This is a genomic window from Nisaea sediminum, from assembly GCF_014904705.1.
Taxonomy (GTDB): Bacteria; Pseudomonadota; Alphaproteobacteria; order Thalassobaculales; family Thalassobaculaceae; genus Nisaea; species Nisaea sediminum.
In genome coordinates this window covers 703,139-730,112 of sequence record NZ_JACZCQ010000003.1, presented here as the reverse complement: position 1 = coordinate 730,112, position 26,974 = coordinate 703,139, and the positions used below count along the sequence as shown (strand labels likewise).

Sequence of the window (26,974 nt, the reverse complement as noted above, 5' to 3'; positions counted from 1 at the left end):
AACGCTGCCGGTTGGCCGGCGTTCGGCGAGACAGCCCCGTGAAGCGGTTCGGCCAGAAGGCTGAATGGCATCTCGACAGACCCATAGGCAGTCGCTTCAGTGTCTTCCAATCCCCGCAAAATCGAAAACCGGTATGTCAACGACCTGCGCCGGCTCGACTTCTTCCAGTCCCAGTTCGGCAATCTGAAGAGCGTGACCGTTCCGCTCGGCCTCTCGGTCGTGTTCCTTGCGATAGTCGGGATCTATGTCGGGAGCACGCAGGAGAACCTCGGTGAGGACTGGCTGATCGTGGCCGTCGCGGCCGTGGTCGGCGGCTATATGGCGCTCAATATCGGCGCCAACGATGTCGCCAACAACATGGGCCCCGCGGTCGGCGGCAAGGTGCTGACTGTGACCGGCGCGATCCTGATCGCCGCCGTCTGCGAGAGCGCGGGCGCTCTGCTCGCCGGTGGCGACGTGGTCAAGACGGTGTCGAAAGGGATCATCTCTCCGGGCGAAAGCGTCAGCGTCGGGGAATTCCGCGATCTGATGTTGAGTTCGCTGTTCGCGGCCGCGCTCTGGATCAACCTCGCGACCATGCTGAACGCGCCGGTCTCCACCACGCACTCGATCGTCGGCGGCGTGCTTGGTGCCGGCATTGCGGCGGCAGGCTTCGGCCTCGTCAACTGGGGCACCATGGGCGCGATTGCCGCCAGCTGGGTGATCTCCCCGGTCTTCGGCGCGATCTGCGCCGCGGCGATGCTCTATGTGATCAAGAAGAAGGTGCTGCTTGTCGAAGACAAGCTGACCGCCGCGAAGACCTGGGTCCCCATCCTGATTGGCCTAATGGCCTGTGCCTTCGCCGCCTACATGGCGATGAAGGGACTGAAGAAGATCTGGCATCCGTCGCTGTTCGAGATCGCGCTCTACTCGCTGCTTGCCTTTGCCGTCTCGTACTTTCTGTCCAAGCCTTACATCGCCCGGCGCGTGCTCAAGCTGGAGAACACCCGCCAGGGGGTCTATCGCCTGTTCGACATTCCGCTGATCGCCGGTGCCGCCTTGCTCTCCTTCGCGCACGGGGCAAATGACGTCGCGAATGCTGTCGGCCCGCTCGCCGCGATCGTCTCCACGGCGGGAGAGGGCGCGGGAATCTCGAGCAACGTCACCATCCCGCTCTGGGTGATGGCGATCGGCGCCTTCGGGATTGCCTTCGGGCTTGGCCTCTTCGGACCGAAACTGATCGCGGTCGTGGGCGAGAAGATCACGCGGCTGAACTCGCCGCGCTCCTACTGCGTCGCGCTTTCCGCCGCTGTCACGGTGCTGATCGCGACCACGCTCGGCCTGCCGGTCAGTTCAACCCATATCGCGGTCGGCGCTGTCTTCGGCGTCGGCTTTCTGCGGGAGTTTCTGGAGAACCCGAACACGCGCAAGCTCCGGCCCGGTCACAAGCTGAATGCGACCGCCGAGGACGCCTTCAACAGCAAGGAATACCGGTCTGTTCGGCGGCTGGTGCGGCGCAATTTCGTGATCTCGATCGCTGCCGCCTGGATCATCACTGTGCCGGCGTCAGCTCTGCTTGCTGCTGCCGTTTATGCTGTGCTGCAGTCTCTCTGATCCAATTGCTCAGCGCCTCGAACTGGCGCAGGACGGGAAGATAGTCCTCGCGGTAGGCGACCCGCGGGGCGTCTTCCAGTAGAGCCCAGTGGCGCTGGCGCTGTTCTTTCTCCGGCCATTCGTCGAACTGCTCGGTTACGAGGAACGGGTAGTAAGTCACAGGGATTTCGACCTTGCCCGCGCTTGTCAGTTTGGTGATTACCTGGGTCATCGGGAAATCCTTGAGCACCTCGCCCTTGACGCCGGCTTCCTCGAACCCCTCCCTCAGACAGGCCTCGGTCTGGGTCTCGTCCTTCTTGCGTTTTCCCTTCGGCAGGATCCAGCGTCCGCGCGTTTGCGAGGTCACGAACAGAACGGCGACCAGATCGTCTCTGATATCGAACGGGATGATCCCAACGCGGTGCATCTCTGCTCCCCTGCTATGTCATTGTTCCAACTTAACGGTATCGCTTTGCCGAGGCCAGTTTCCATGCATGGCTGCCTCTATCCGGGAACGCTGTACTTTACGCGCGCGCGTCATTATGTTGCGCGCCACTGATTTTGATTTCGCGCTGACGGCGCGGCACCGCAGATCCCCGGCTCGGGAAGAACTTCAACCGGTCGGCAGATCGCGGACACTCCGAAAGAAATGATATGACGGATTTCGAAGGCGTTGTTCCTGCGCTCGGCAAGGCATTGGCGAAGCGCGGTTACGAGACCTTGACCCCGGTGCAGCAGGCTGTTCTCGGCGAGGAGATGCAGGGCGCCGATGCGTTGGTCTCGGCGCAGACCGGCTCCGGCAAGACCGTGGCCTTTGGCCTCGCGATGGCGCCGACTCTGCTCGACGAGAGCGGGCGCTTCGGGCGGCTCGAGGCACCCGTGGCCCTCGTTGTAGCGCCGACCCGCGAGCTGGCAATGCAGGTACAGCGCGAGCTCGAATGGCTCTACGAGTTCACCGGCGCTTCCGTAACGTCCTGCGTCGGCGGCATGGACCCGCGACGCGAGCGTATGGCGCTTGAGCGCGGTGCGCATATCGTCGTCGGCACGCCCGGCCGCCTGCGCGACCATATCGAGCGGGGGGCGCTCGACCTGTCGCAGATGAAGGTTGTGGTCCTCGACGAGGCCGACGAGATGCTGCATCTCGGCTTTCGCGAGGATCTGGAGTTCATTCTGGGCGCCGCCCCGGAAGAGCGCCGGACGCTCATGTTCTCGGCCACGGTGGCCAAACCCATCGCCACACTTGCCCAGCGCTACCAGCGCGACGCGGTCCGGATCACCACGGCGGGCGAGAAGCGCCAGCATGGCGATATCGAGTACCGGGCGCTTGTCTGCGCGCCGAGCGACCGGGAAAACGCGATTATCAACGTGCTGCGCCATACCGATGCGCCCTCCGCGATCGTTTTCTGCAGTACGCGTGCGACCGTCGCCCATCTGACCAGCCGTTTCACCAACCGGGGCATTCCCGTGGTGGCGCTCTCGGGCGAGCTGAACCAGAGCGCACGGACCTACGCGCTGCAGGCGCTCCGGGACGGACGGGCGAAGGTCTGCGTCGCGACCGACGTCGCCGCACGCGGCATCGATCTGCCGAACCTCGAGCTCGTGATCCACGCGGACCTGCCGAAGAACGAGGAGTCCCTGCTGCACCGGAGCGGCCGGACCGGGCGGGCGGGACGCAAGGGCGTCTCCACCCTGATCGTGCCCTTTTCGATGCGGCGCAAGACCGAACGCCTTCTGGGCTTCGCGAATGTGACGGCGACCTGGGGCAAGCCGCCGTCGGCGGACGAGATCCTGGCGCTGGACCGCAAGCGCATTCTGGAAGACCCGGATCTCGGCGGCGAGACGACCGAGGAGGAACGCGCCTTCGCGGCCGAGCTGCTTGCGAAACACGACGCGGAAGCGGTCGCGATCGCTTTCCTGCGCAAGCAGATGGCCGGGCTCGCGGCACCGGAGGATCTGCTGGACGGTCCGCAGGACGACAGGCGCGGCGAACGGGGGCCTCGCGACGGAGCGCCCAAGACGCGGCAGGATTTCGAGAACGGGGTCTGGCTCCGTCTCTCCGTCGGGCGCAGCCATCGGGCCGAGGCCCGATGGATCCTGCCGATGCTGATCCGCATCGGAAACATCACCAAGGCCGATGTGGGCAGGATCAAGATCCAGGAGAACGAGACCTACGTCGAGATACTCCCGCAGGCGGCCGAGACTCTCCTCGAAGCCGTCGGGCCGAGCCGCAAGGTCGAGAAGTCGATCACCGTCGACCGGTTTGCCGGTACTCCGGAGGCGCTCGAAGACATCGTGGAATCACGCGCGCCCAGAGCCCCTCGCAAACCCAGAGCGGAAAAGGGTTTCGGACAGGATCGGGAAGCAGGTGACCGTACGCCGCCCCGGAAGTGGGAGAAGGAACGCAGGCAGGGCAGGCCTGAGCGGGAGGCCGCGGCGGAGCGTTCCGATACGGTCGCGAAGGAAGCTCCCGACTTCGACGGCAAGCCGCGGAAGTTCGACAAGAACCGGAAGCCGAAAGGAAGCGGCGGCAAGCCGGGCGGAAAATTCGCCAAGGGCAAGGCCGGCAGCCCGAAAGCCTTGGACGGCAAGCGCGGCGACGCGAAGCACGGGGCGGGCAAGCCGAAGAAGACTCACCGGAAGGGACAGTCGAAGCCCAAGGCGCCCTGGGTCGACTAGGGCCGATGCGGCTTTGATCGGATATGCCGAACGTCGTGGTGGCGTTCGTGCTTTATCTGTGCTTTGAGTCGGGTCTTACCTTCCACAGGGTCGCGGTCCGCCCATCGGCGCGGAGCGGCCCCAAGTGGCTTCTGCATCGCGATCAGGTTTAGGAGACACGCGCCGTGAGCACCAAGCAGTTCGAAAACGATCTTTCCGACGTTGTCGCCTCCGACAAGGCGCATGTCTGGCACCATCTCGCCCAGCACAAGGCTTTCGAGACGGCGGACCCGCGGATCATTGTCGAAGGCAAGGGCATGCGTGTCTGGGACATCACCGGCAAGGAGCATCTCGATGCCGTGTCCGGCGGTGTCTGGACGGTGAATGTGGGCTATGGCCGCGACACCATCGCCGACGCTGTGCGCGAGCAGCTGGTGAAGATGAACTATTTCGCCGGCGCCCTCGGCTCGGTTCCGGGCGCCCGTTTCTCCGAGCGCCTGATCTCCAAGATGCCGGGCATGACCCGGGTCTATTATTCGAACTCGGGTTCCGAGGCGAACGAGAAGGCCTTCAAGATGGTGCGGCAGATCTCCGCGCGTCATCACGGCGGCAAGAAGTCCAAGATCCTCTATCGCGAGCGCGACTATCACGGCACCACCATCACCGCTTTGTCGGCGGCCGGCCAACCGCAGCGCGCGGCGCATTACGGTCCCTTCACTCCGGGCTTCGTCGAAGTCCCGCACTGCCTCGAGTACCGCAACCAGTACGGCGTGACGGAGAATTACGGCGAGCGCGCCGCGGACGCGATCGAGGAAGTGATCCTGCGTGAGGGCCCGGACACGGTCGGCGGCCTCTGCCTCGAGACCATTACCGCCGGCGGCGGCGTCATTACCCCGCCGAAGGGCTACTGGGAGCGGGTCCAGGACATCTGCCAGAAATACGGCATCCTGCTGATCCTCGACGAGGTGGTCTGCGGCGTCGGGCGGACCGGCGAATGGTTCGGCTACCAGCATTACGGCATCAAGCCGGACATGGTGACCATGGCGAAGGGCGTTGCCTCCGGCTATGCGGCGATCTCCTGCACCGTCACCACCGAGGCTGTCTTCGACATGTTCAAGGACGACGCTTCCGATCCGCTGAGCTATTTCCGCGACATCTCGACCTTCGGCGGCTGCGCTTCCGGTCCGGCGGCGGCGCTGGAGAACATGCGCATCATCGAGGACGAGAAGCTGCTCGAGAACACGACCGCCATGGGCGCGCGTCTGGAGCAGAACCTGCTCGCCCTGATGGACAAGCATCCGGTGATCGGCGATGTCCGCGGTAAGGGCCTCTTCTGGGGCGCCGAGCTGGTCAAGGACCGCGAGACCAAGGAGCCGGTGGACGAGATCAAGGGCCAGGCCGTGGTCGGTCACTGCAACGCCGAAGGCGTCATCATCGGCGTCACCAACCGCTCGATCCCTGGCTACAACAACACGCTCTGCCTCTCTCCGGCGCTGATCGCGACCAAGTCCGACATCGACCAGATCACCGGCGCGATCGACAACGCTCTGACGGCCGTTTTCGGCTCCGGCAAATAACACTGACCAGGGAGAAGCAGGCGTGAGCGATCACGATCACGGGCACGAGCACGGCCACGATCATTCGCATGACGGCGAGATCGACTGGAAGACCCAGGGTGTGCAGGTCATCCCGGGCGACAGCCTGGATGCCAACACCGCGCAGACCCCTGGCATGAACCGCGCGGCGGCGATCACCACGGCGCGGGCCGGGGCCAAGAAGCTCTGGGCCGGAACGGTCAAGATCCACCCGAACGCGAAGACCGGCGCGCATCATCATGGCGCACTGGAGAGCGTGATCTATGTCGTCAGCGGCCGGGCCCGGATGCGCTGGGGCAACAATCTCGAATTCGTCGCCGAGGCCGGCCCGGGCGATTTCATCTTCGTGCCGCCCTATGTGCCGCATCAGGAGATCAACGCCTCGACGGACGAGCCGCTCGACTGTGTGCTGGTGCGCAGCGACAACGAGAACGTCGTCGTCAATCTTGAGATCGACCCGGTCGAGAAGCCTGAGGCGGTGAAATGGGTCGACCCGATTCACCGCGGCGAGACGTAACGAGCGGCGCTGGCCTCACTCGATCAGGACGATGGCGTCAACCTCGACGGAGGCGTTTGCCGGCAGTCCGGAGACGCCGACGGCCGTCCGTGCGTGGCGGCCGTTCTCTCCATAGAGCGCGATCAGGAGTTCCGACGCCCCGTTGATGATTTCGGGCGAGCTGTCAAAGCCGGGAAGACAATTCACGAAGCCGCCAAGCCGCATCACGGTCCTGACTCGGTCGAGATTTCCCTCGCAGGCCTCTCGCAGGTGATAGAGCAGGTTCAGGGCGCAGATTTCGGCGGCCTTCCGGCCTTCGGCGATCGTGACGTGCGGCCCGTCCACCGGCGGCGTCTGGCCCGGCGCGATCACCGGGCCGAGATGGGTCACCTCGGTGCCCCAGTCGCAGGTCTGCCCCGCAAGGAAGACGAGATTGCCGTCCCGGCGCCAGGGCAGAAAATTGCCCCGCGCACCGCGATAGGGAGGCAGGGAAAGCCCCATCTCTTGAAGTTTGGCCATCACGTCTGAACGCATCGGGGACTCCGTTTCGATCTCGGTCACATTGCCAGCTTACAGCGCCGCGCTATGCGCGCTAGGCTCATGCCGAAGACGAGCCAGAACAAATGGCCGCCGGGGAGGAAAAGTTGGAAATCGTCGACGCGCAGATTCACATCTGGCAGACCGGGCTACCGAGTAACGCGGCTCATTGGCAGATCACCTCGTTCACAGCCGCGGAAGCGATCGCGCTCATGGACGAGGCCGGCGTCGATGCCGCGGTGATCCATCCGCCGTCCTGGGACCCGAACTCGACCGAGCTCGCGATGAATGCGGTCCGGACCTATCCGGGCCGCTTCGCCATCATCGGTGCCGTCGATCTCACCGCTCCGGAGGCGAGCCGCGCAGCCATGGAGCATTGGCGCGAGCAGACCGGCATGCTCGGCCTGCGCTGCATGTTTCTCGAAGGCGAGGACCGCCGGCTCCTGTATGACGGCGAGCTCGCGTGGTTCTGGGAGGCGGCAGAAAGATTCAATATCCCGGTGACGGTGCTCGCGACCGACTCGCTCGCCCTGCTCGGCGAGATTGCCGAGCGGCATCCGGGTCTCCGTCTCAGCATCGATCATCTTGGCGGCAGGGGTGGCAACACGACGCTGAAGGACGCCGCCGCCATGGCCCACATGCCGGAGCTTCTGAAACTCGCCCGCCGGCCGAACGTAGCGATCAAGGTGACGGGCGCGCCCGGCTATTCTGCCGAATCCTATCCGTTCCCGGTGATGCAGGGGTATGTGCGGCAGGTCTTCGATGCCTTTGGGCCCGACAGGACCTTCTGGGGCACGGACATCTCGAAGATGCCGTGTTCCTGGCGCGAATGCGTGACGATGTTCACCGAAGAGCTTCCCTGGCTCCGGGGCGCGGACCTTGAGCGGGTTATGGGATCGGCCGTTCGCGACTGGTGGGGCTGGCCGCGTTCGGATGCTACCGGCTGACGGCGGAGCGGACCCGCATCTTCAGAGCAACCACTCGAGTCCGCCATACTGGACTTTCTCGACCCCGATCAGTTCGACACGGTAGCCGTCGCCGTGAACACTCGTGCTGCCGATCTCGGCCGGTGCCGAGCGGAGCTTCAGTGTGTCGAAGCCGGTGCCGCCCACGACGGTGTCATGTCCGAGGCTCGCGACGATGACGTCGTCGCCGCTGCCGCCGTAAATGGCATCGTCGCCCTGGCCGCCGTTCAGTCGGTCATTCCCAAGGTTGCCATAGAGAATGTCATTGCCCTTATTCCCGTAAACGACGTCGTCTCCGCCGCCGGCAATAATCGTGTCGGCTCCGGCGCCGCCACTGACGGTTCCGCTGCCGTCGCCGGCGTGGATCAGGTTGTTGCCCGAGGAGGCTCCGAAGAGCTGCTGGATGGCTTCGATGTCGTCAGCTTCGAGATGCGCTCCGTCAGAGCTGCGATAGCTGTAGAGCGTCTGGTTCGGGTCGGCGGCCGGGCTGTCGGTGAAACCGAAGCCGTGGCCGATTTCATGCGCGGCGACCCGAGTCAGGTCGAAGGAGCTGATCCGGGTCTCGTCCAGACCGACATAGGACTTCAGTCCGTTACCCGCTTCGTCGGTGACGGTAACGTTCAGCCCGTCCGCATCGTGCAAGGCCCCGAATGCCGTTTTCACTTCGGTCAGGTCGGCGACGATGAAATCCGCGGCGGCCGGATTGACGGTCTCGCTGAACTTGATGTCCGCGACGTTCTCCCAAAGCGCGAAGCCATCATGGATGGCCGCTCTCGAATAGTTGACGTTCGCATTGATGATGAAGGTGATCTCTTTGTCCCAGCCGATCATCGCCCCGCTCCCCGCGAAGCAGGCGTGATCCGGCCGGCAATGGCAGCATGGAGCGTTGCGGCGCTGCAGGAACGGCACGAAATTGTGCTGTCGGGAAGAAATGATCGCTTGTAGGTCATAGGTGTCTCGGCTGCGTTATTGCATGTTCCGAGACGGGTTCTAGTTCCAAATTTCGAAAAAAACGTTAATCGATACAGTTAAAAATATATAAATATAAATGTTAATGAGGAAAAAATTTCGGCTGCTGTCGCCATATTTGGAATTTATTCAGTTAAAGAGAAACGAGATATTTGTTTTTTATTCAATAATTGGATCTGGTAAAAATCAGATGGAAATGGGGGTGTGGCTTTAATAATTCTCTTATAGAGTGTTGGTGTCGATAAGGTTATTCGGGATCAATAATATTGATATAAAAGGAAATTTAGGGATTTTGCGCCTTATGCGCGGCGATGTAATTGAAAATTATAAAATCAATGATCTATTGTAGGAATTCGATTTTCTGAAACTTGAAAAATATTACGCGTGACGAGCAATTTGTTGGGAATATTTAGCCAGATCTATTCGATTTTCGGTATTGGCTGTATAGCTCGAACAGGTCTTTCTGCCTCTGGTTGGAAAACGGCAAGATAGGATTCACCTTCCAGTATTGGCGAACTTTGTTCCGGTCTTCGGTTTGGATCAGGCTCATTGTGGTCACGTAATGGCGACCGAAATAATTGAACGGCTTTCTTTGCTCGAGAAACTGGGTGATCGAGATCGACCCGGTCGGGGTGGCCTCCGGATAGAACGGCGGGATGTTCCGGAGCGAAATGCTGGTCCCGTCAACGGTCGGATCAGGTGCGGTGCTGTAGAATGTCATGACCTTTACGTGGTCAGAACTCGAAAAGTCGAATTCGCGGAAGGACAGCCCTTCCGCGTCAAGCCGCTCACCGGCCGTGTCCAGGTGTCCGAACCGCAGATCGGTCTCGATCCTGTCGATGGTGCTGTGGTCTATCGCGTTCGAATAAGGAGTCGCAAAGACCCGGGGAAGCGAAATATTCGCATCCAGCTCGAATGCACGCACCCAGTCCGTTGGAAGAGCGGCCGCGATCTTGCGCAGCAGCTTTACCGACGGATTCCAGACCGGCTCCATCATCTTGTGGCACTGGCTGGTCGAAATGTCGGCCTGCAGCGCCAGTTTATACGGCGGATATTCGTGCTCGCGAACCCAGAGTCTTGCCATCTCGACCAGCTTGAAGAGCTCCATGTCGAGAGTTCGGACGGACTGGGGCAGCCGAGGGCGCGCAAATTCCGCGTATGGAAAATCTGACAGCTCAAAATTTTCTATCATTGTCTCTTTGAATGTAAATGTCGCAATATAGTATTTATTATTTATAAGTAATTCAGAGAATTCGTTCGTTCAAAGTCCGACCTTATGCGGGGCAAACGTGGTGCTTCGAATAATATGCTTTTTGTGCCCCGGTCCTTCAGTTTGCTTTCACGCTACCATGGCGTGTCGATGCTAGAAAAACATGCCATCGTAAATTCAACGTTATTTCAGCGATTATCCAGCGCGAAGTTAAATCGAATATTTTTATAATATAGAAACGATTTCACGATTTTTCAGAAAATAGAAAAATTGTCCTGAAAAATCAAACATGAGATGCCTTTTATCGAAAGGCGCGCCGACATACTCACGGCGGTCGAATTCGATAGAAACAAATGAATTTCAGATTTCGAATGATATTAGGGGGCACTCATGGCGACAATTGCAGGTGGTATATTTGATACCGGAACCGTGACGGCCGACGAAGGGGCGCAAATCAGCCAGTTCCTCGACTCGCTCGGGATCACCGAAACCGAGATCACCACAGTAACGGCATCCGTCGGCGGGACGACGACGATTTCCGACACGACGCCGACGACCACGGTGTCTCTTTCGGTGGGCCAGACGACAACGATCGCGCTTTCCGGAACGACGGCGAAAACGGTGATTGTGGCAGGCTCCGGCAACGCAAGCGTTGTCGGTGGCGGCGGTTCGGACAACATTCTCGGCGGCGGCGGTTCCGACAGCCTGACCGGTGGGGTCGGCGACGACGTCGTCAATGGCGGTCTCGGCAACGACGTCGTCTTTGGCGGTCTCGGAAACGATACGATCGAGGGCGGCGCGGGCGACGATACGATCGGCTCGGACGAAGGTGACGATCTATTTTATGGCGGCATCGGGAATGACGAGATCGCCGGCGGCGCCGCCAACGACGTCGCGTTCGGGCAACGCGACAACGATATCATCTACGGTAACCAGGCCGACGATATCGCATACGGCAACCAGCAGAACGACGTACTCTATGGCGGCCAGGGAGCCGATACGCTCTATGGCGGCCAGAACGAAGACACCTTGTTCGGCAACAAGGGAAACGACGTGCTGTTCGGCAACCAGGGCGACGATGTTTTCGTCTTCGAGACGGACGGCGGCTCCGACGTGGTCTTCGATTTCACGGCCGGAGCGGACGTCATCCAGGTCCAGTCCAACATCAACGGTCTCTCCGTCACCCAACCAGGGGATCTGCTGACCCGCATTTCCTCGGACTCGAGCGGTAACGCCGTAATCGACCTCGGAGGCGGCAACCAGGTGACCGTTGTCGGCATTACCGCAACGGACATTCAGGCCAATATCGGCCTCTACATCCAGGTTATCTGATTTTCTTTGAGGGGCGTCCGGACGTTTGTCCGGGCGGACTGTGCCGTGGGACAGATTTCAAGCCGGGAGTCCCGGCTTGCGGTTTCCCCGAGGGACAGGAGGCCTGCGTGTCTGAGAATTGCGCCGGATCTCTTTGTCCTGCTGGGGCTCTGCGAGCTGCATCGGGACCTGAAGGACATATCCATCGTTGTTGATGGGCGTGCGGTGAAGAGCCCGCTCATTTCGGTTCCGGTTCGGGAGTCGGACACAAGGCAACTCGTGCTGACACTGTTTTCAGCCGCGTTGGAACCCGAGATGCATCTGAGCTGGTCGATCTCCGGCGAGCTCCTGGCGGACGGGAAGGTCGCCGAGGCGGCCGTTTTCGGACAGGCGGAAGCTCGGGATCTGCTGGGCGCATGCGAGGACCGCGCGGTACGCGTCGATCTCGCGCGGAAATTGATCGAGTTCATCCTGGTTTACATGAAACGGTCGAATGACCCCGAAGCGCTTGCCTTCGCGGAGGCACTGGCGGATGCGCTGGAGCCTGTCGCTCTCCCGGACGCCGGCCATGTTGTCGAACTCGCGCCGGGCTCCATGCTTCTGGTCGTGACCGGCCTTGCGGACATCGGCGGGGTGGAAAGTGTTCAGGTCCTGGGTGAGGGCGGATTCCGGAGGTCGTCGGGGCGGTCCCTGATCCTCTCGGAGCAGCAGACCGGCTTCTGGATGCTGGATATTCCGCGCGACGATCTCTGGCGGGGGAGTCTCCTGCTTTGGTCTGCGGGACAGATGCACCGGATCGAGCCGGGGCACGCCAGGCTCGTTGATACCAGCTATCTCCTCCAGTTGTGCGCGTCGTCCGGCCCGGATGCGGCCAACGCGATCCAGTGGCTGAAGAATGCCGTCGGCCTTCTCGGGAAAGTGAATCGCAAGCTCCCGGGTTTCCTCCGGGAGCTGGATGCTTCCGCGTCCGCGAGCAAGACGCCGGTGGCCGCCTTTCCGGGACCGGTATCGGTCGGTCTCACGGCGGCAGTCAGGACGGCCGAGGGCCATATGACGGTGTTCGGCTGGATCGAGGATCCACACGAACTGATGGACCAGATCTGCTGGATCGGGCCGGGCGGAACATCCATCAGACTTAATGACGTGCTGGTGCCGGTCACGCATCGAGGTGTGCCGAAGCCTGACACAGCGGAGCCCGATCACGACGTCCGCCGGGGCTTCTGCGCTACGATACGCACGCCGGCCGCGTCCGTTGCCCTCGGAAGCGAGGTGTTTCGGATCAGTCTCGTCTCGGGGAACGCGAGGACCCTGGTGGTCGGGCCGGCGACCGGAGACGTGCGAGTCGCGCGGGATCTTCTGCTGTCCTTGCCGGCCGATCCTGAGCAGTCGGACAGTCTGTTCGAGTCCGGCCTCGCGAAGACGGTTTCTGCGCTTCATGGGGCGTTTGTCGGCGGCGACCGGGTGGAGCGGCAGGTCGAGATCGGTGAGACGGTTCCGTCTCCGAGGGTGAGTATCGTCATCCCGCTTTACAAGAATCTCGCGTTCCTGAGGGCGCAATACAGCGCGCTCGCCATGGAGAAAGACAGTGCGCGCGATGAGCTGATCTATGTCGTGGACGATCCGGAGAGCGCCTCCCGCGTCGAAGCGCAACTCCGGGCTATGCACCAGCTATACGGCCTTGCCTGCCGTGTGATTGTTCACCGGGCCAATTTCGGCTATGCGCCGGCTGTCAATTCGGGGGCCGGGCTCGCTCGTGCCGGCCACTTGCTTCTGCTGAATTCGGACGTCGTTCCGACGACCCGGGCCCCGGTCAGAGGGCTTCTCCGCGCGCTCGTCCGCCGTCCGAGCACGGGAGCTGTCGGACCCAAGCTGCTGTTCGCGAACGGGACCATCCAGCATGCCGGACTCGTTTTCGACAGGGATTCCCGCGGGCGCGTTTTCAACCGTTCCCTCTTCAAGGGCTATCCCGCGGATCACCGCGGCGCCAACAGATCGGCCCGTCCGGACGCACTGACCGGCGCCTGCCTTCTGATCCGGCGGGATGCCTGGGAGGCGGTCGGCGGACTGAGCGAGGACTACATCGTCGGAGACTTCGAGGATACCGACCTCTGTCTGAAATTGCGGGCCGCCGGGTGGCTGCTCGGCTACGAGCCGCGTGTCTCGCTCGGGCATTACGAGCGGCAATCGATCGGGGAACACCAGCTGCATCGGACCTCCTGCGCCGGGCAATACAACCGGTGGCTCCATCAGAACCGTTGGTTCAAGGAGCAAATGCCGGCCGCGAGGCAGCTCGCCACCCCTCAATCTCCAAAAGTGACGGTGTCCGCATGAGCGAGCAGCACAAGATATCTCCGTCGGCCACCGGCAATCCGGTCACGTCGGTTCTGCGCAGGTCGACCAGGGCGGTGCTCTTCGCGTTGCTTTTGAGTCTTGTCACCAGCCTGCTGATGTTGGTGCCGCCGCTCTACATGATCAATATTTTCAACAAGGTATTGTTAAGCCACAGCTATTCGACATTGTTCGGCATTTCCGTCGCGGCGATCATCGGCGTTTCGCTCTATGTGGTCTTCGACTTCTTCCGCTCGAAGATCTTTCTCCTGACGGGAACCTGGCTGGGGCAGCAGCTGAACGAGAACCTGCTGGAGGCCGGTCTCGGCCGCTCGCTCCGCGGCAAAGGGAATATCAGCGAGACTCTGCGCGACATCGGCGATCTGCGCCAGTTCGTCAGCGGCCAGAATATTTCCGCCGGGATGGAGGTTCTCTGGTCGCCGATATTCTTCCTCGCACTCTTCATTCTCCATCCGGTCTATTTCACCGTCGCGCTCGCCGGCGCGGCCGTGCTGGTCGTTCTCGCGATCGCCAACGAGATCCTGGTCCGCAAGCCGACCGCCGAGGCCAAGCATTTGGCCCTGGTGGCCTACAACGATCTTGGCGACGCCTTGCGCAATGCCGAGGTGATCGAGGGAATGGGGCTGATGCGCCATGTCCTCCAACGCTGGCGACGCGCGAACGACCAGACCATCCGGACCAGCCAGGTTGCCGAGCAAAGGGCGAGCCAAGTTCGCTCGATCTCACGCGGCATCCAGTTTGTCGGACAGATGAGCATTATCGCGGCGGGTGCCTATCTCGTCGTCCAAGGTGAAGTCATCGCGGCGACGCTCGTCGCGGCGATGATGATTTCCGGCAGGGCGTTGCAGCCGTTCGGCTCGGTCATCTCGAGCTGGCGGGAATGGGTCAATGCTCGTGCGGTGCTGCAGCGCCTCAACGCACTGGTGGCGGAAGATCTGAAGAAGCGGCCGCGGTCGACGATGCCTTTGCCCCGGCCGAGCGGACAGTTGGATGTGGACCGACTGGTCTTCGCCGCGCCGGGTGCGCCGCAGCCGATTATCCGCAATGTCAGTTTCTCGGTTCAGCCCGGTGAGTTCGTTGCCATCATCGGGCCGTCGGCTGCAGGCAAATCCACGCTGGCGAAACTCCTGGTTGGCGTTTGGGCTCCGACCGCCGGCTCCATTCGCCTCGACGGGCACGATGTCTATACCTGGAACCGTGACGATTTCGGTCAGTATGTCGGGTACCTGCCGCAGCAGGTCGAGCTGTTCTCCGGCACGGTGCGGGAAAACATCTCGAGGCTGACCGAGGCTCCGGCACCGAAGGTGATCGAAGCGGCGAAACGTGCCGGCGTGCATGCGATGATCGGACGTTTCCCGCATGGCTACGATACCGATGTCGGAACGTTCGGGGCCAAGCTGACCGGCGGCCAGTCGCAGCGTATCGGCCTTGCACGGGCATTGTTCGGCAATCCGCCGTTTCTGGTGCTCGACGAGCCGGATGCGAGCCTCGATATGGAAGGGCAACAGTCCCTGGTCTCCGCCCTCGAGGACGCGAAGGCGAATGGGAGTACCTCGCTGGTCGTCAGTCACCGGTCGGCGCTCATCAAGCTTGCCGACCGCATCATCGTCATGCGCGAGGGAACGATCGAACGGATCGCCCGACCCGATGATTTGCTGTTCGACGAGCGCGGTTTCATCGGCGTGAAGGGGCAAGGACGTCGCGGCGGCCATCTCGTTGGCATGGGAGGGCGGTCATGACGATCCTGGTTCCGACGAAATCTGCCGGCTCGCCGGCGCTTGGGCCTGGCTCCCAGAGTGAGGGCTATCCCCCGATCGCCTCGAGCATCCGCAGTGTTCTGCTATTTCTCGGCGTCGGATTGGCGGCTTTCGCAGGCTGGGCCTATTTCCTGCCGATGACGGGCGGTGTGGTGGCGAATGGCGAGTTCAGCGTCGAGGCCAACCGGCGTAGCGTGGAAAGCAAGGATGGCGGCACGATCGCAACCCTGCACGTGACCGAAGGATCGGTGGTCGAGCGCGGCGACACGGTCGTGACGTTCGATCCTGTTCAGGCGCAGGCCAATTTCGGTATCGCCGATGCCCGCTATCTTCGCGCTCTGGCAAAGCGGGCGCGGCTCAAGGCGGAGCTCTCGAAGGCGGCAGAGATCGTCTGGCCGGAGGAGATTCGGGAACGGTCCGGCGAGATCTTCGTCGATCAGCTCATGGATATCGAGAAGGACCTGCTTTCGGCACGCCGGCGGTATCTGGAAGGGCGCCGCGAGGTCCTGCAATCGAGCATCGAGGAGCTGCGTCAGCGGCGTGACGGCGTGAACGCCGAGATCGCGAGCCGCATGGAACGCCTCGAACTAACGCGCACGGAGGAAAATGATGTCGCCTCGCTGGTCGCGCGCGGATACGAGCGCCGCCCGCGACTGCTCGCTCTGCGCCGCGACGGCGCGGAACTTCAGGGCGAGATCGACTCCCTGCGCGCATCGCTTCTGAGCATCCAGGAAGCCGAGAATGGGACCCGGCTCGAACTGGCCAATCTCGACTATGAACGGACGATGAGTGTCGCGGGCGAGCTGACCGAGACCGAAGGCGCGCTGAGCGATGCGATCGAACAGAGGATGAGCGCGGCCTCCCTGCTCGAGAACACCGTTCTGCGTGCACCTGCCCGTGGGACAGTCGTCGATCTGCAGTTCTTCGGCACCGGCGGCGTCGCGGGGCCCGGCGAGAGGATTTTCGATCTGCTGCCGGCACACGACGCGCTCTTCGTGCGTGCGAAGGTCCGTCCGACCGATATCGACGCGGTGCACAAGGGGCAGGCCGCCGAGGTCCGCCTGCTGGCGATCAACCAGCGCTACTCCGATCCGCTCCCGGGCACCATCACCCACATCTCGGCCGACCGTCTGACCGATCCGACCAACGGCGCGACCTATTACGAAGTCTTCGTGAAGCTCACCGAGGACGCGCTGGAGCGGGCGAAGAATCTCAAGCTGCAGGCAGGTATGCCGGCCGATGTCGTGTTGACCACGCAGGAGCGGACCTTCGTCGAGTACCTGCTGTCGCCGGTCTCCCGCGCGCTCTTCCTCGGCTTCCGGGAGGAGTAGAGAGAATGAGCAAGCGATCGCGGAAGAGCGGCGGGACGAAGGATACGAACGCTGATTTCGACATCCTTGCCGCCGGTTACGACGGGTTCATCGATGCCGTCGAGGACGGAAGGATCTTCGGCTGGGCGCTGGATCCCGGAGATCCGGACAAGAAGCTGGAAATCGATCTGTTCCACGGTCCGGAGCAGATCGGGCAGGTGACCGCCGATCGGTATCGCGAAGATCTCGTACAGTATGGCGGCGGCTCCGGCCGGCACGCTTTCGTCTTCACGCTGCCGAAAGAGCTCTGGGCGGAAGATGCGGCCGCCTTCTACGCCTGCTTTGCGGGCTCCAACGTGCCGCTTCTGCGCGGCCCGCGTTGTACGAAGCTTCAATCCGTTGCTGGGACGCAGATCGAGACGCTTGTCTCCGGGAACAACCCGGCCGGGGGCGGAGGGCCGGACATGGATGCTCTGCTTGGCCGTATGGAATCCATTGAACGGGCGCTCGTCAGCCTCGTTCACATGGCGCATCCGGCATCGGACTACGAACAGCAGAAAGCCGCCAAGTCCGGCGAGCTGCAGGCCTTGGTCGAGGCGCTTCGGGAGGAGGTCGCCTCGCTCGAGAGTTTCGCCGTCCGGAGCGACGAGCGGCTGAAGAAGGCCGAAACCCGGCTGAACCGGCTCGATGATCCGGGCGCCTTGCGCTGGTTCGAGCGGGTGCATGCGCTCGGCGCCGTCGCGGGTGTCGGTCTGCTCGCCATTTTCGCCGTGCTCTACGTCACATACGGAGGCCATTGACCGATGCGCGTTCTCTCCGTCGTTCACAATCATTCATCCCTGCATCCCGGAGGCACCGAAATGATGGCGGAAGGGTTGCACAGTGCCTATCGGGAGCGCCCCGGAGTGGAGGCAAGACTGCTTGCCGGGGTTGATCCCGGGCTGCGTCCGGGACTCCCGGGAACGGCCATTACCGCGCTTGAAGGCGATCCCTCCATCTTCTTCTTCCGCGCGCCCGGATTCGATCCCGTCGAGCAGTCGCGCTATTCGCTGGAACCGCTTCTGTACGATGTCTCCTGGTTCCTTCGCGATTTCCGGCCGAACATCGTCCACATTCACCACTTCAACCAGTTCGGTCTTGAGTTTCTAAAGCTTGTTCGCAAGGAGCTTCCGCGGGCCAGGATCTATGTGACTCTCCACGACTACTACCTGATCTGCGGGCGCGACGGTCTGCTGTTCAATTCGGATGGGGAACGCTGCTCCGAGCCGACCCCGGACCGCTGCTTCAATTGTTTCCCCGAGCGCTCGCCCGCGAGTTTCGCGGCGCGCAAAGAGTTCGTCCTGAAGCATTTGGGTCTTGCGGATTTGCTGATTGCCCCGAGCGCGTTTCTCCGCGAGCGCTTCGTTGCCTGGGGGCTTGCAGGCAACAAGATCGCCGTGATCCGGAATGGCTGGTCGCCCGACGTTGGAGAGCAGCAGACGCTGCTGCCAGACCCCCGCAGTTTCGCGCTCTTCGGAAATCTCCGCGAGACCAAGGGCACGCTGGTTGCGATCCGCGCGTTTCTCGAAGCCGCAGACGCAAGCGAGCAGAAACCGGTTCTCAACATATACGGCTCGGCGCTCTATCAGCGCGAGGAATTCAAAGAAGAACTCGCCTCCCTGGTCGACGGGGCCGGAGACCTTGTCCGGATGCACGGCCGCTATGACCGGGACGATCTGGCCCCCGCTCTGCGGCGCGCGGCCTGGGTGCTGGTGCCGTCGATCTGGTGGGAGAACGCGCCTTTGGTCATCAACGAGGCCTTCAGTTTCAAACGCCCGGTCTTGTGCAGCGACATCGGAGGCATGGCGGAGGCTGTGCGCGACCGCGTCGACGGGATGCATGTGCGGGCGGGAGACGTGGCGGCCTGGCGCGAGGTTATCGAGCATGTGTCCGGCAACGAGATCCTTTGGCGAAAACTGAGCGCCGCCATTGCCCCGGTCCGGACTCTCGACGAGGCCGCCTCCGATTATCTGGCGCTTTTCGAGCGGCGGAGGGCGGCGTGATGCTGGATCATGCGACGAGGGACAGGGCCGAACTCGCGATAGACTGTTACTTGTCCGCACGGGAAGAAACGCTTCCGGATGATGCCAATGCAAAGATCGGCGACGGCGATTATGCCGCTATCGGCGCGGAGTTCCTGCGCCTCATGGTCGATCTCGGCGGCCTCGATCCGGACGCGAGCGTGCTCGATATCGGCTGCGGGCTCGGGCGGCTCGCGCAGCCGCTGAAATACTATCTCGGACCAGATGCCAGCTATTTCGGCTTCGACGTGGTGCGCGAGAATGTCGAGTGGTGCCTGCAGAACATCCGCGACGAGCGGGAGCGGTTCGGATTCTTCCATGTCGACGTCCGACACCCGCTCTACAATCCGGGTGGAAGGATCGGCGCCGAGGACCTCACGCTGCCGATCGCCGACGAGACTTTCGATTTCGTCCTCATGGTTTCTGTCTTCACGCATCTGTCCGCAGCGGTCACGGAACGATACCTCGCCGAGGTCAGCCGGATCCTGGTGCCGGGTGGACGGCTGTTCGCGAGCTTCTTCGTGATCGACGAGCGGACCCGGCCGCTGGCGGGTGTGAACCATCGCTATCCGTTCGATCTCGGCGCGCCTGGGCCAGTCTATACGCCACCTCAAGATACCGGCTTCGCGGCCGCGGCGGTCGAGGAAGACTGGCTGCTCGACTGCGCGCTCCGACGTTCCGGATATGCGCTCGTCAATCGCGCCGAGGGGCACTGGCCCTACGCCAATCCCGCGCCGGGTACGCCCTTCCAGGACATTCTGGTGTTCGAGAAATGAGCGCGGCGAGTTCGCATGACCGCCGGGTGGGCGGAGCGGCAAGGCCAGTCGTGCTGGTCACGGGAGGGGCCGGTTTCATCGGCAGCCACACCTGCAAGGCGTTGTCGCGCGCCGGTTACCTGCCCGTGACCTATGACGATCTCAGCAACGGGATTGCAGCAGCGGTGCGGTGGGGCCCGCTCGAGATCGGAGATATCCGGGACGAGGCTCGGCTCAATTCGGTAATGGCGACCTACCGGCCCGAGGCCGTGCTGCATTTCGCCGGCCTGATCGAGGCCGGAACCTCCGTCCGCGAGCCGCTCGATTACTACGATGTCAATGTCTCCGGTTCGCAGACGCTGCTGCGCTGTATGCGCAGGGCCGGGATCGGCAGGATCGTCTTCTCCTCGACGGCGGCGGTCTATGGCGAGCCGGAAATCGTGCCGATCCCGGAAACCCATCCGCGCCGGCCGATCAATCCCTACGGGCGCAGCAAGAACATGGTGGAGGACATACTCGCCGATGCGGCAGCGGCATACGGGCTGCGCTACTGCGCGCTGCGCTATTTCAACGCCGCGGGGGCGGATCCGGAAGGCGAACTCCGGGAGAATCACGATCCCGAGACGCATCTGATCCCGCTCGCCATCCAGGCCGCGCTCGGCCTGCGCGACGAACTCGTGATCTTCGGCACCGACTACGACACGCCCGACGGGACCTGCGTCAGGGACTACGTGCATGTCAGCGACCTGGCCGAGGGACATGTGCTGGCGGTGCGGCGGCTGCTTGATGGAGGGGAGAGCGGCGAGATCAATCTCGGATCTGGAATCGGACGATCTGTCAAACAAGTGATCAAGTCGATCGAGCGTTTAACTGGCAGGAAATTGAAGGCCCGGAGCAGCGTGAGGAGAGAAGGAGATCCAGCAGTCCTGCTCGCCGGTCTAAGTCGCGCCACGAGCCTATTGGGTTGGAGGCCCAGATTGTCGGAGTTGGAATTGATTATCGAACAGACATTGCCTCGGCACGAAGCGGGAGAACTTGCGCGGAGTTACGGCCAAAGGGCAGGGCTGCCGGCGCGGTCGGCGGACCGCGGGGATGAGCGAAGGCCGAATTAAAAGATTGGCTGAAGTCAAATCCGGACCGTCGTCTTCTCCGGAACTTTGGCCCTCATTTTCGATGGGCGTCGCTCGGTAGAAACATCGAACGAGCAAACATGTTGGGAGTTGGGAATGTGGCTTTAGATCTTACGGTAGAGTTCGGCCATCTAGACAGTTTCGATGGAAATACCATCGCGGGATGGGCCTATGACGGAACCTCTGTCTGCAATTCTGTCGATATCATTCTTGGAGACCAGCATATTGGCATTGCTGCAGCTGACCAATACCGCGATGACTTGAAGGGCGCGGGGGTAGGCGACGGGTGTCACGCGTTCTTCTTTACCATTCCTCCAACTCTGTTTACCGGGCGTCCTCAAAAGCTTTCCGTCAGGTTGGCTGGGACTGACAAGGAGTTGCCCGGATCGCCAATTAACATCGTCGGCGAGCCTTACAACGCTCCTCCCGTTGAGCTCGATGAAGGGCTTATACTCAATCCAACGATCCGCAGTCCGCTCGCCATCACCGGCGTGATTGAGAATGGGGGACAGATCATTGCTCCCGGAATCTGGGTCGAAGCCGGCAAGAGTGCTCTTGGAATAAGCAACTTTAGCTGCGAGTCTATCGAAGGGTTCAAATTCTCTGCGCTTGGCAGCATCTTGCCTGGAGTCCGCCTGCGGTGTCCTCTTCGTGACGCCCATTTAAGGCTGTTCTTTGAGATGAAGGCGCCGCGGTCTTTCCTCGTGAGCCCTCTGTCAGTTTGTTTTGCTGTTGCAAAAAAATCTGTGGGGCAAGAGTTCGTTGGCAAGATCGCGCTGGGATATCGGGAGAATAGCCAGTTCAAGCGCGTCTGGAGCCAACGGATAGGCCGCTTGGCCGCGCAAATTCAAGAGTTCAATATTCCCGTACCGGCGGAGGTGCTCAACGAGGTTTCCGCTCGCGCCGCGTCCGGCGGCAAAGCGCCGGTGCTGATTTTTGATCTCATCGGAGCCGCAGACCTGACAATCTCCCCGCCCAGCATGTTCATGGGACGGGACTGGAAAGCGAATACTGAAGGACCACTTCGCGACTTCGAAGATCCGGCGGTGCGCGATCAATGGAAAGAAGTTAGCGGACAGCCGGAAGGCTCCATTGAAATCGAAAGCCCCGCTGATCAATGGGCAATCTACGATCAGATTGATGTTCCGGAAATAATCGTTCCGGTCTTCAATTCGCCCCATGCTGTAGAGATGTGTCTGAAATCATTGGAGCGGCACTCGAACATCCCGCATCTCATTACCCTTGTAGATGACGGGTCCTTTTCGGACACTTCGGAAGTTCTCTATCGATTTGCGGCCGATAAACCCTGGTGCCGCGTTATGCGCAACGCGCAAAACGAAGGCTACACACGCGCCGTCAACAAGGCGATCAAGTCTGCAGTTGGGAAGACCCTCATCATCCTGAACTCGGATACCCTGGTTACGCCGGGATGGTTGACCGGGCTGATCGAGTGTTTGAACGTCTGCGACGACACCGGAATGGCTGGGCCGCTATCGAATGCAGCCAGCTGGCAGTCGATCCCCAAGGTGAAGGACGAAAACGGGTGGTGCGTCAACAAGTTGGCGCGCGGCGAGACCCCCGAGAGCATGGCGGAAACGCTACGCCAGGCTTCCATGAAAAAGTTTCCGGAAGTGCCTGTGCTCAACGGGTTCTGTCTCGCGATCAGGAGGGACGTGATCGATGCGATCGGGTTGTTCGACGAAATCACCTTTCCGCAGGGATACGGGGAAGAAAATGACTTCTGTATGCGAGCGGTCGATAGCGGCTTCAAGCTGCGTGTCGCCGACCATGTCTATGTATACCACCACAAATCCGCAAGTTTTGGCGCCGAAAGGCGCAAGGATTTGTCGACCAGAGCCAACAAGATACTGATTGGACGCTATGGCGAAGCGCGGATGAAGTTCCTGGAGACCGCCATGCTGCAAGTTCCGGGACTTCAGCAGATCCGAGAATACATCGAACCCATGAAAAAGCAGTCTGTCGCGTGAGGCAAAGATGATCGGAAATGTTTGCTACTTACTGCCGGCTGGAGGTTATTCCGGTGGTGCCAATTCTGTCGTTCAGGAGGTTTCCGGGCTGCAGAAGATGGGTATCAACGCGAAGATCGCGGTCGATGACAAGAATTACGAAACATTCACGAATGCCTATGCGTCGCTGCCCGATATCGCTTCCGGTGTTCGGTCATACGGAACGCGCGAAGCGATGAAAAAGATTTTGGCTGACTCTGACATCGCCGTCGTGACGGTGGCGACATCAGTGCCGGATATCATTTCCGCTTGGAATGATGTGCCCGAGAGGAAGAGGCCGAAACTTTTTTACTACATTCAGGACTACGAGCCATTGTTCTTCGAAAAGGGAAGCCCGGACTGGCTGGCGGCGGCACAGTCTTACGAGCACAACCTCATTATGAAAGCTTTTGCCAAGACCGACTGGATCTGTGAAACCGTCGAGCGTTGTCACGGGATGCGCGTGTCGCGCGTCAAGGCAAGCATCGATCACGGTACTTTCTTCCCGCTGTTGACCAAGCCTAAGGGTGGAAAGCTAAAGATCGCAGCAATGATACGCCCGAGCACGCCGCGCCGCGCGCCGCGTCGCACATGCAGGGTCGTGAACAAGATCGTGGCTGAATACGGCGAAGGTGTCGGCGTGACGACTTTCGGATGCAATCGCGAGCAGTTGCGTGATTATGGCCTCAACTTGGCTGCTTCAGTCCAGCATCTGGACCGCCTGACCCGCGAACAGGTTGCGCAGGTTCTGCGACAAACCGACATTTTTCTGGATCTTTCAGACTATCAGGCCTTTGGACGTACCGGTCTGGAAGCTATGGCCTGCGGGGCGACCCCAGTGCTGCCTATGTTTGGTGGAGCCAGTGAGTATGTCCGGCACCGGGAAAACGGCTTTTTGGTTGATGTCCGTGACGAAGAAGAAGTCTTTCGAGTGGTCCGAGAGTTCGCGAAATCCCCATCGACGACACGGCGGAAAATGTGCATTCAAGCGATCTCCACAGCGTCTGAATACACGACCCGGTCGGCATGCGCTTCCATAATCGACGTTCTGACCTGCGAGTGAAATGATATGCGGGTATTTGTTGATGATGGAAACAGGCACCTGAAAGCCTCAGGTTACGGGGCTCTTTCCAGAGCTATCCTGCTTTCATTGAAGCGCCACACCAACTTAGAACTCCAGGTGAAATCAAGGAAAGCGCGATGGGATGAAGGAATTTCCAATAAAGACGAATTGATGGGCGTGCCAGAGTCTGACTCTCCTCTGCAGTGCGATGTGGCCCTCCGCGTTGGCACTCCGGAAGGAAGTAATAATTTAGGAATTCCAACCGTCGTATATACACAAAACGCTTTAGGAGATTTAAAGCCGGAGTGGATCGAAAGCCTTAGGAGCGCAGATTCTATTATTGTTCCCGGAGCGTTCGACGAAAAAATATTTAAGAGATATTTTAATAATGTTTATATTTGTCATCAATACGTAGATCCTAATGTATTCAAGCCTTACCTAAAATATAGAAATGAAGGTAAAGACGATTTTACATTTTTATTTGTCGGATCTTATTCATATAGGAAGGGAGTCGATCTTCTTTTTCCGGCGTTCAAGGGGGCGTTTTCAGCAGGGGAGAAGGTACACCTCCGTCTTCATTGCTTCAGCGGATTAGAAAAAGATGGGGTTAGTCATTTATTATCAGAGAGCAGGCAGCTTCCTTCAAATATCGAGGTCAGCGCTTTCAGCGGAACGACCTCACCACCCTGGATGTGCCGCATGTACAATCGAGCGGATTGCGTCGTTTCGCTGTCTCGCGGGGAAGGATGGTGCATGCCGCTTCATGAGGGTTTGCTTTGTGGAAAGCCAGTGGTCGCGCCTGCCTCGACTGCAATGGCGGAAAGCTTGCCGAGAACCGGAGTCTACCGCGTCCAAGCGACTGAGACGGAAGTGGCCGGAATCCAAAGTGAGTTCGGTTACAACATGAAAAATCATTATGGTTTTGCGGGAAATACGTTCTGGGAGCCAGATGTGCATGATGCGGCCCGGGCGTTGAGGGGAGTTTTCGATGATTATAGTAAAAAATCAAAACCATGTCATAAGGGGAGAGACTATATAGTAAAAAAATATACTTTGAGTTCTATGGCGGATAAGATATATGATGTTTTACAAAGAGTTTTGAATAATTAATTTTTGAAATTTCATTCACTGAATTTTTTGATTGTAATGAAAGGCGCTGAAGATCTATTATGCGGGTTGCGGTCGTTTGAGCGTTCTCGTCGCTTGATCCGTGTTCGCTTTCTTGAGTATTCCACGCGAATGGTGCGTGCCGCGTGCACTTCCCGCCCTGTCCCTCCGCTTGCCCTCACTCTTCCCGGCGGCAACAATCGCCCTTCCGGACATCTGTCTCTGAAAGGGCTGCCATGACTGTCACCGTCGGATTTGTCGGCCTCGGCCTGATGGGGCTCGGTTTCGTGGAGCGTCTGATCGCCAACGGCCATCCGGTTGTCGGCACCGATGTGAGGCCGGAGGCGAGGGCGGCCGCCGAAAGTCTCGGCGCCCGCACCGTAGGCTCAGCGTCCGAGGTCGCTGCGGAGGCCGATCACGTGCTGATCTGCGTCACCACGCCCGCCGCTGTGGACGCTGTCATCCGCGGCAAGGACGGGATCCTGTCGGCACCGGGCCGCGACGGTTTGGTCGTGGTGGATCATTCGACAACGGACATTCCTTTGACGCGGGAGCTCGACGAGGCTCTCGCCAGGTCGGGCGTCGGCTTCGTCGACGCGCCGGTCTCCGGCGGACCGCAGGCGGCACGGGACGGAACGCTCGCGATCATGGCCGGCGGGCGCGAGCAGGATTTCGCCAGCGTCGCCCCGATCCTAGGCGGACTCGGCCGGGCGACGCTGATGGGCGGGATCGGCGCCGGACAGGCGACCAAGCTGGTCAACCAGTCCCTGGTGCTGACCAATTATTGCGTGATCGCCGAATCCTTCCGCCTCGCGGAGGCCTTCGGCGTGGATGCGAGCAAAATCCCGGAGGCGCTGGAAACCGGCCACGCCGGCTCGAACCTGCTGAAGACGCTGATGCCGCGGCTGGCTGCCGAGGACTTCGCGCCGACCGGTTACGCGCGGCAGATCCTCAAGGATCTGGAGATGCTGCACAGCGCGACCAAGGACCTGCCGCTCGCCATGCCGATGGCGGGGCAGGCGCTGACACTCTTCCGTCTCCATGTCGCCCAAGGCCATGCCGAGGAGGACGGCTGCTCGATCGTGAAGATGTATCCGAAGGCCTGAGTGTAGGTGTACGTCACCCGACTTGCGCTCAGGGGCGGTCAATCGGACATGCGCAGATCCGGTTATTCGGCGAGTTGGCTTGGCGTTCGGTCAGGGAGTTGGCTGTGCGGGCAGGTGAGGGCGAACCGTGCTCCGGTGTGGGGATCCTTGATAACTGGGAAAATACAGGGAAACTCGATACAAGCTGCCGGAATCGCCCTGCCGACTAGCGCTGAAAATTCGCTTTTCTTTTTTCGACAAATGCTGACAGACCTTCGGCCGCTTCGTCGCCAAACCGGGCAAGATTGATCGCACGTGCTTCGATGGCAAGCTGGGCCGGCAGATCACTTGAACCGGCGATGCAAATAAGCTCCTTGATTTTCCTCATTGCGTTCGGCGGTCCTGCCGCTATCTCGCTCGCCAGCTCAAGGGAGGCATCTATTGCTCCTCCTGCCGGATAACAGCTGTTGATCAAACCTGCAGCATAGAGGCGAAGGGCCGCCACCGGCCTCCCCAGCATGCAGATTTCGTTGACGAGTTGGCGCGGAAGAGCGCGCGTGAGGAAATGCGTTGCGCCACCATCCGGGCTCAGGCCAACCCGCACATAGGCGGCGGTGAAGCGGGCGTCTTCGCTAGCGACAATCATGTCGCAAGCCAAGCAAAGCGAAAATCCCGCTCCTGCCGCTCCGCCCTCGACGGCCGCGATGATGGGTTTGGAACTCTGAGCAATAGAAAGGATGAGGGCGTTCAGCTTGTCGGTGTTGCCGGTCGCTGCGGCCAGGGTGGAGGCTCCGCTGGCCTTCAGTGCATTCACGTTGCCGCCAGACGAAAAATAACCATTCGCCCCGGTCAGGATGATCGCGCCGATCTCGGGGTCCTGTTCGGCATTCACGATGTGGGCCTGCAGGACGGGATAGACATCGGGGCCGATGGCATTTCGGGTCTCGGCGCCGTCAAGGGTCAGAAGCAGGATGTTGCCCCGCCGTTCGTTCACCACCCTGGTCGATGAGTTGTTCACGCCGCTTCCTTTCGTTGAAAACAA

Annotated in this window: 22 protein-coding genes; 17 read left to right on the top strand and 5 right to left on the bottom strand. The window is 60.8% G+C overall.

Features of this window, described 5'->3' with window-relative positions; all coding sequences use genetic code 11:
• Nucleotides 1–99 precede the first annotated feature (99 nt).
• Nucleotides 100–1,593 (top strand): inorganic phosphate transporter, encoded by a 1,494-nt coding sequence (locus tag IG122_RS08535; protein ID WP_193182411.1) that lies wholly within the window; start codon nucleotides 100–102, stop codon nucleotides 1,591–1,593.
• Here IG122_RS08535 and IG122_RS08530 read toward each other — a convergent pair.
• A complete protein-coding gene (locus IG122_RS08530; protein WP_193182410.1) occupies nucleotides 1,532–1,999 on the bottom strand; it encodes an NUDIX hydrolase in 468 nt (155 codons plus the stop codon). The genes IG122_RS08535 and IG122_RS08530 overlap by 62 nt on opposite strands.
• 227 nt (nucleotides 2,000–2,226) lie before the next feature.
• Between IG122_RS08530 and IG122_RS08525 the strand changes: the two genes are divergently transcribed.
• The 3 genes from IG122_RS08525 to IG122_RS08515 all read left to right on the top strand — a co-directional run bounded on the left by IG122_RS08525 (nucleotide 2,227) and on the right by IG122_RS08515 (nucleotide 6,339).
• A complete protein-coding gene (locus IG122_RS08525) occupies nucleotides 2,227–4,248 on the top strand; it encodes a DEAD/DEAH box helicase (protein WP_193182409.1) in 2,022 nt (673 codons plus the stop codon).
• Nucleotides 4,249–4,412: 164 nt separating this feature from the next.
• Nucleotides 4,413–5,804 (top strand): aminotransferase family protein, encoded by a 1,392-nt coding sequence (locus IG122_RS08520; RefSeq protein ID WP_193182408.1) that lies wholly within the window; start codon nucleotides 4,413–4,415, stop codon nucleotides 5,802–5,804.
• A 22-nt stretch (nucleotides 5,805–5,826) separates the two neighbouring features.
• Nucleotides 5,827–6,339 (top strand): cupin domain-containing protein, encoded by a 513-nt coding sequence (locus IG122_RS08515; RefSeq protein WP_193182407.1) that lies wholly within the window; start codon nucleotides 5,827–5,829, stop codon nucleotides 6,337–6,339.
• A 15-nt stretch (nucleotides 6,340–6,354) separates the two neighbouring features.
• Here IG122_RS08515 and IG122_RS08510 read toward each other — a convergent pair whose 3' ends face one another.
• A complete protein-coding gene (locus IG122_RS08510) occupies nucleotides 6,355–6,852 on the bottom strand; it encodes a RidA family protein (RefSeq protein ID WP_193182406.1) in 498 nt (165 codons plus the stop codon).
• A 110-nt stretch (nucleotides 6,853–6,962) separates the two neighbouring features.
• Between IG122_RS08510 and IG122_RS08505 the strand changes: the two genes are divergently transcribed.
• A complete protein-coding gene (locus IG122_RS08505; RefSeq protein ID WP_193182405.1) occupies nucleotides 6,963–7,802 on the top strand; it encodes an amidohydrolase family protein in 840 nt (279 codons plus the stop codon).
• 21 nt (nucleotides 7,803–7,823) lie between these two features.
• Here IG122_RS08505 and IG122_RS08500 read toward each other — a convergent pair whose 3' ends face one another.
• On the bottom strand, nucleotides 7,824–8,651 hold the full coding sequence (locus IG122_RS08500; protein ID WP_193182403.1) for a calcium-binding protein: 828 nt from the start codon (nucleotides 8,649–8,651) through the stop codon (nucleotides 7,824–7,826).
• Between the two features lie 547 nt (nucleotides 8,652–9,198).
• Nucleotides 9,199–9,897, bottom strand: coding sequence for a hypothetical protein (locus tag IG122_RS08495; RefSeq protein WP_193182401.1), 699 nt, complete (start codon nucleotides 9,895–9,897; stop codon nucleotides 9,199–9,201).
• 492 nt (nucleotides 9,898–10,389) lie between these two features.
• Here IG122_RS08495 and IG122_RS08490 point away from each other — a divergent pair, with 492 nt between their 5' ends.
• The 12 genes from IG122_RS08490 to IG122_RS08435 all read left to right on the top strand — a co-directional run bounded on the left by IG122_RS08490 (nucleotide 10,390) and on the right by IG122_RS08435 (nucleotide 25,953).
• Nucleotides 10,390–11,331 carry a calcium-binding protein gene (locus tag IG122_RS08490; protein ID WP_193182400.1) on the top strand — a complete coding sequence of 314 codons (942 nt, stop codon included), beginning with the start codon at nucleotides 10,390–10,392 and terminating at the stop codon, nucleotides 11,329–11,331.
• Nucleotides 11,332–11,376: 45 nt separating this feature from the next.
• Complete coding sequence (locus IG122_RS24435; RefSeq protein WP_193182397.1) at nucleotides 11,377–13,641, top strand: glycosyltransferase family 2 protein; 2,265 nt, start codon at nucleotides 11,377–11,379, stop codon at nucleotides 13,639–13,641.
• Entirely contained in the window at nucleotides 13,638–15,398 is a 1,761-nt protein-coding gene (locus IG122_RS08480; RefSeq protein WP_193182395.1) for a type I secretion system permease/ATPase, read from the top strand. Before IG122_RS24435 ends, IG122_RS08480 begins: the two co-directional genes overlap by 4 nt.
• Entirely contained in the window at nucleotides 15,395–16,747 is a 1,353-nt protein-coding gene (locus tag IG122_RS08475) for an HlyD family type I secretion periplasmic adaptor subunit (protein WP_193182394.1), read from the top strand. The genes IG122_RS08480 and IG122_RS08475 overlap by 4 nt, the downstream gene beginning before the upstream one ends.
• Before the next feature lie 5 nt (nucleotides 16,748–16,752).
• On the top strand, nucleotides 16,753–17,526 hold the full coding sequence (locus tag IG122_RS08470; protein ID WP_193182392.1) for a hypothetical protein: 774 nt from the start codon (nucleotides 16,753–16,755) through the stop codon (nucleotides 17,524–17,526).
• 3 nt (nucleotides 17,527–17,529) lie between these two features.
• The gene (locus tag IG122_RS08465; protein ID WP_193182390.1) at nucleotides 17,530–18,768 is read left to right on the top strand and encodes a glycosyltransferase family 4 protein; all 1,239 of its coding nucleotides are present in this window, start codon (nucleotides 17,530–17,532) and stop codon (nucleotides 18,766–18,768) included.
• Nucleotides 18,768–19,562 (top strand): class I SAM-dependent methyltransferase, encoded by a 795-nt coding sequence (locus IG122_RS08460; protein ID WP_193182387.1) that lies wholly within the window; start codon nucleotides 18,768–18,770, stop codon nucleotides 19,560–19,562. Before IG122_RS08465 ends, IG122_RS08460 begins: the two co-directional genes overlap by 1 nt.
• On the top strand, nucleotides 19,559–20,653 hold the full coding sequence (galE, locus tag IG122_RS08455; RefSeq protein WP_193182385.1) for a UDP-glucose 4-epimerase GalE: 1,095 nt from the start codon (nucleotides 19,559–19,561) through the stop codon (nucleotides 20,651–20,653). The genes IG122_RS08460 and galE overlap by 4 nt, the downstream gene beginning before the upstream one ends.
• Before the next feature lie 116 nt (nucleotides 20,654–20,769).
• The gene (locus IG122_RS24430) at nucleotides 20,770–22,659 is read left to right on the top strand and encodes a glycosyltransferase family 2 protein (RefSeq protein WP_193182383.1); all 1,890 of its coding nucleotides are present in this window, start codon (nucleotides 20,770–20,772) and stop codon (nucleotides 22,657–22,659) included.
• Nucleotides 22,660–22,666: 7 nt separating this feature from the next.
• Nucleotides 22,667–23,740, top strand: coding sequence for a glycosyltransferase family 4 protein (locus IG122_RS08445; protein WP_193182380.1), 1,074 nt, complete (start codon nucleotides 22,667–22,669; stop codon nucleotides 23,738–23,740).
• Between the two features lie 6 nt (nucleotides 23,741–23,746).
• On the top strand, nucleotides 23,747–24,850 hold the full coding sequence (locus tag IG122_RS08440; RefSeq protein ID WP_193182378.1) for a glycosyltransferase family 4 protein: 1,104 nt from the start codon (nucleotides 23,747–23,749) through the stop codon (nucleotides 24,848–24,850).
• A 233-nt stretch (nucleotides 24,851–25,083) separates the two neighbouring features.
• On the top strand, nucleotides 25,084–25,953 hold the full coding sequence (locus IG122_RS08435) for an NAD(P)-dependent oxidoreductase (protein ID WP_193182376.1): 870 nt from the start codon (nucleotides 25,084–25,086) through the stop codon (nucleotides 25,951–25,953).
• Between the two features lie 205 nt (nucleotides 25,954–26,158).
• On the opposite strand, the gene IG122_RS08430 is transcribed toward IG122_RS08435, so the two are convergent.
• Nucleotides 26,159–26,974, bottom strand: a complete 816-nt coding sequence (locus IG122_RS08430; RefSeq protein WP_226893396.1) for an oxepin-CoA hydrolase, alternative type — start codon at nucleotides 26,972–26,974, stop codon at nucleotides 26,159–26,161.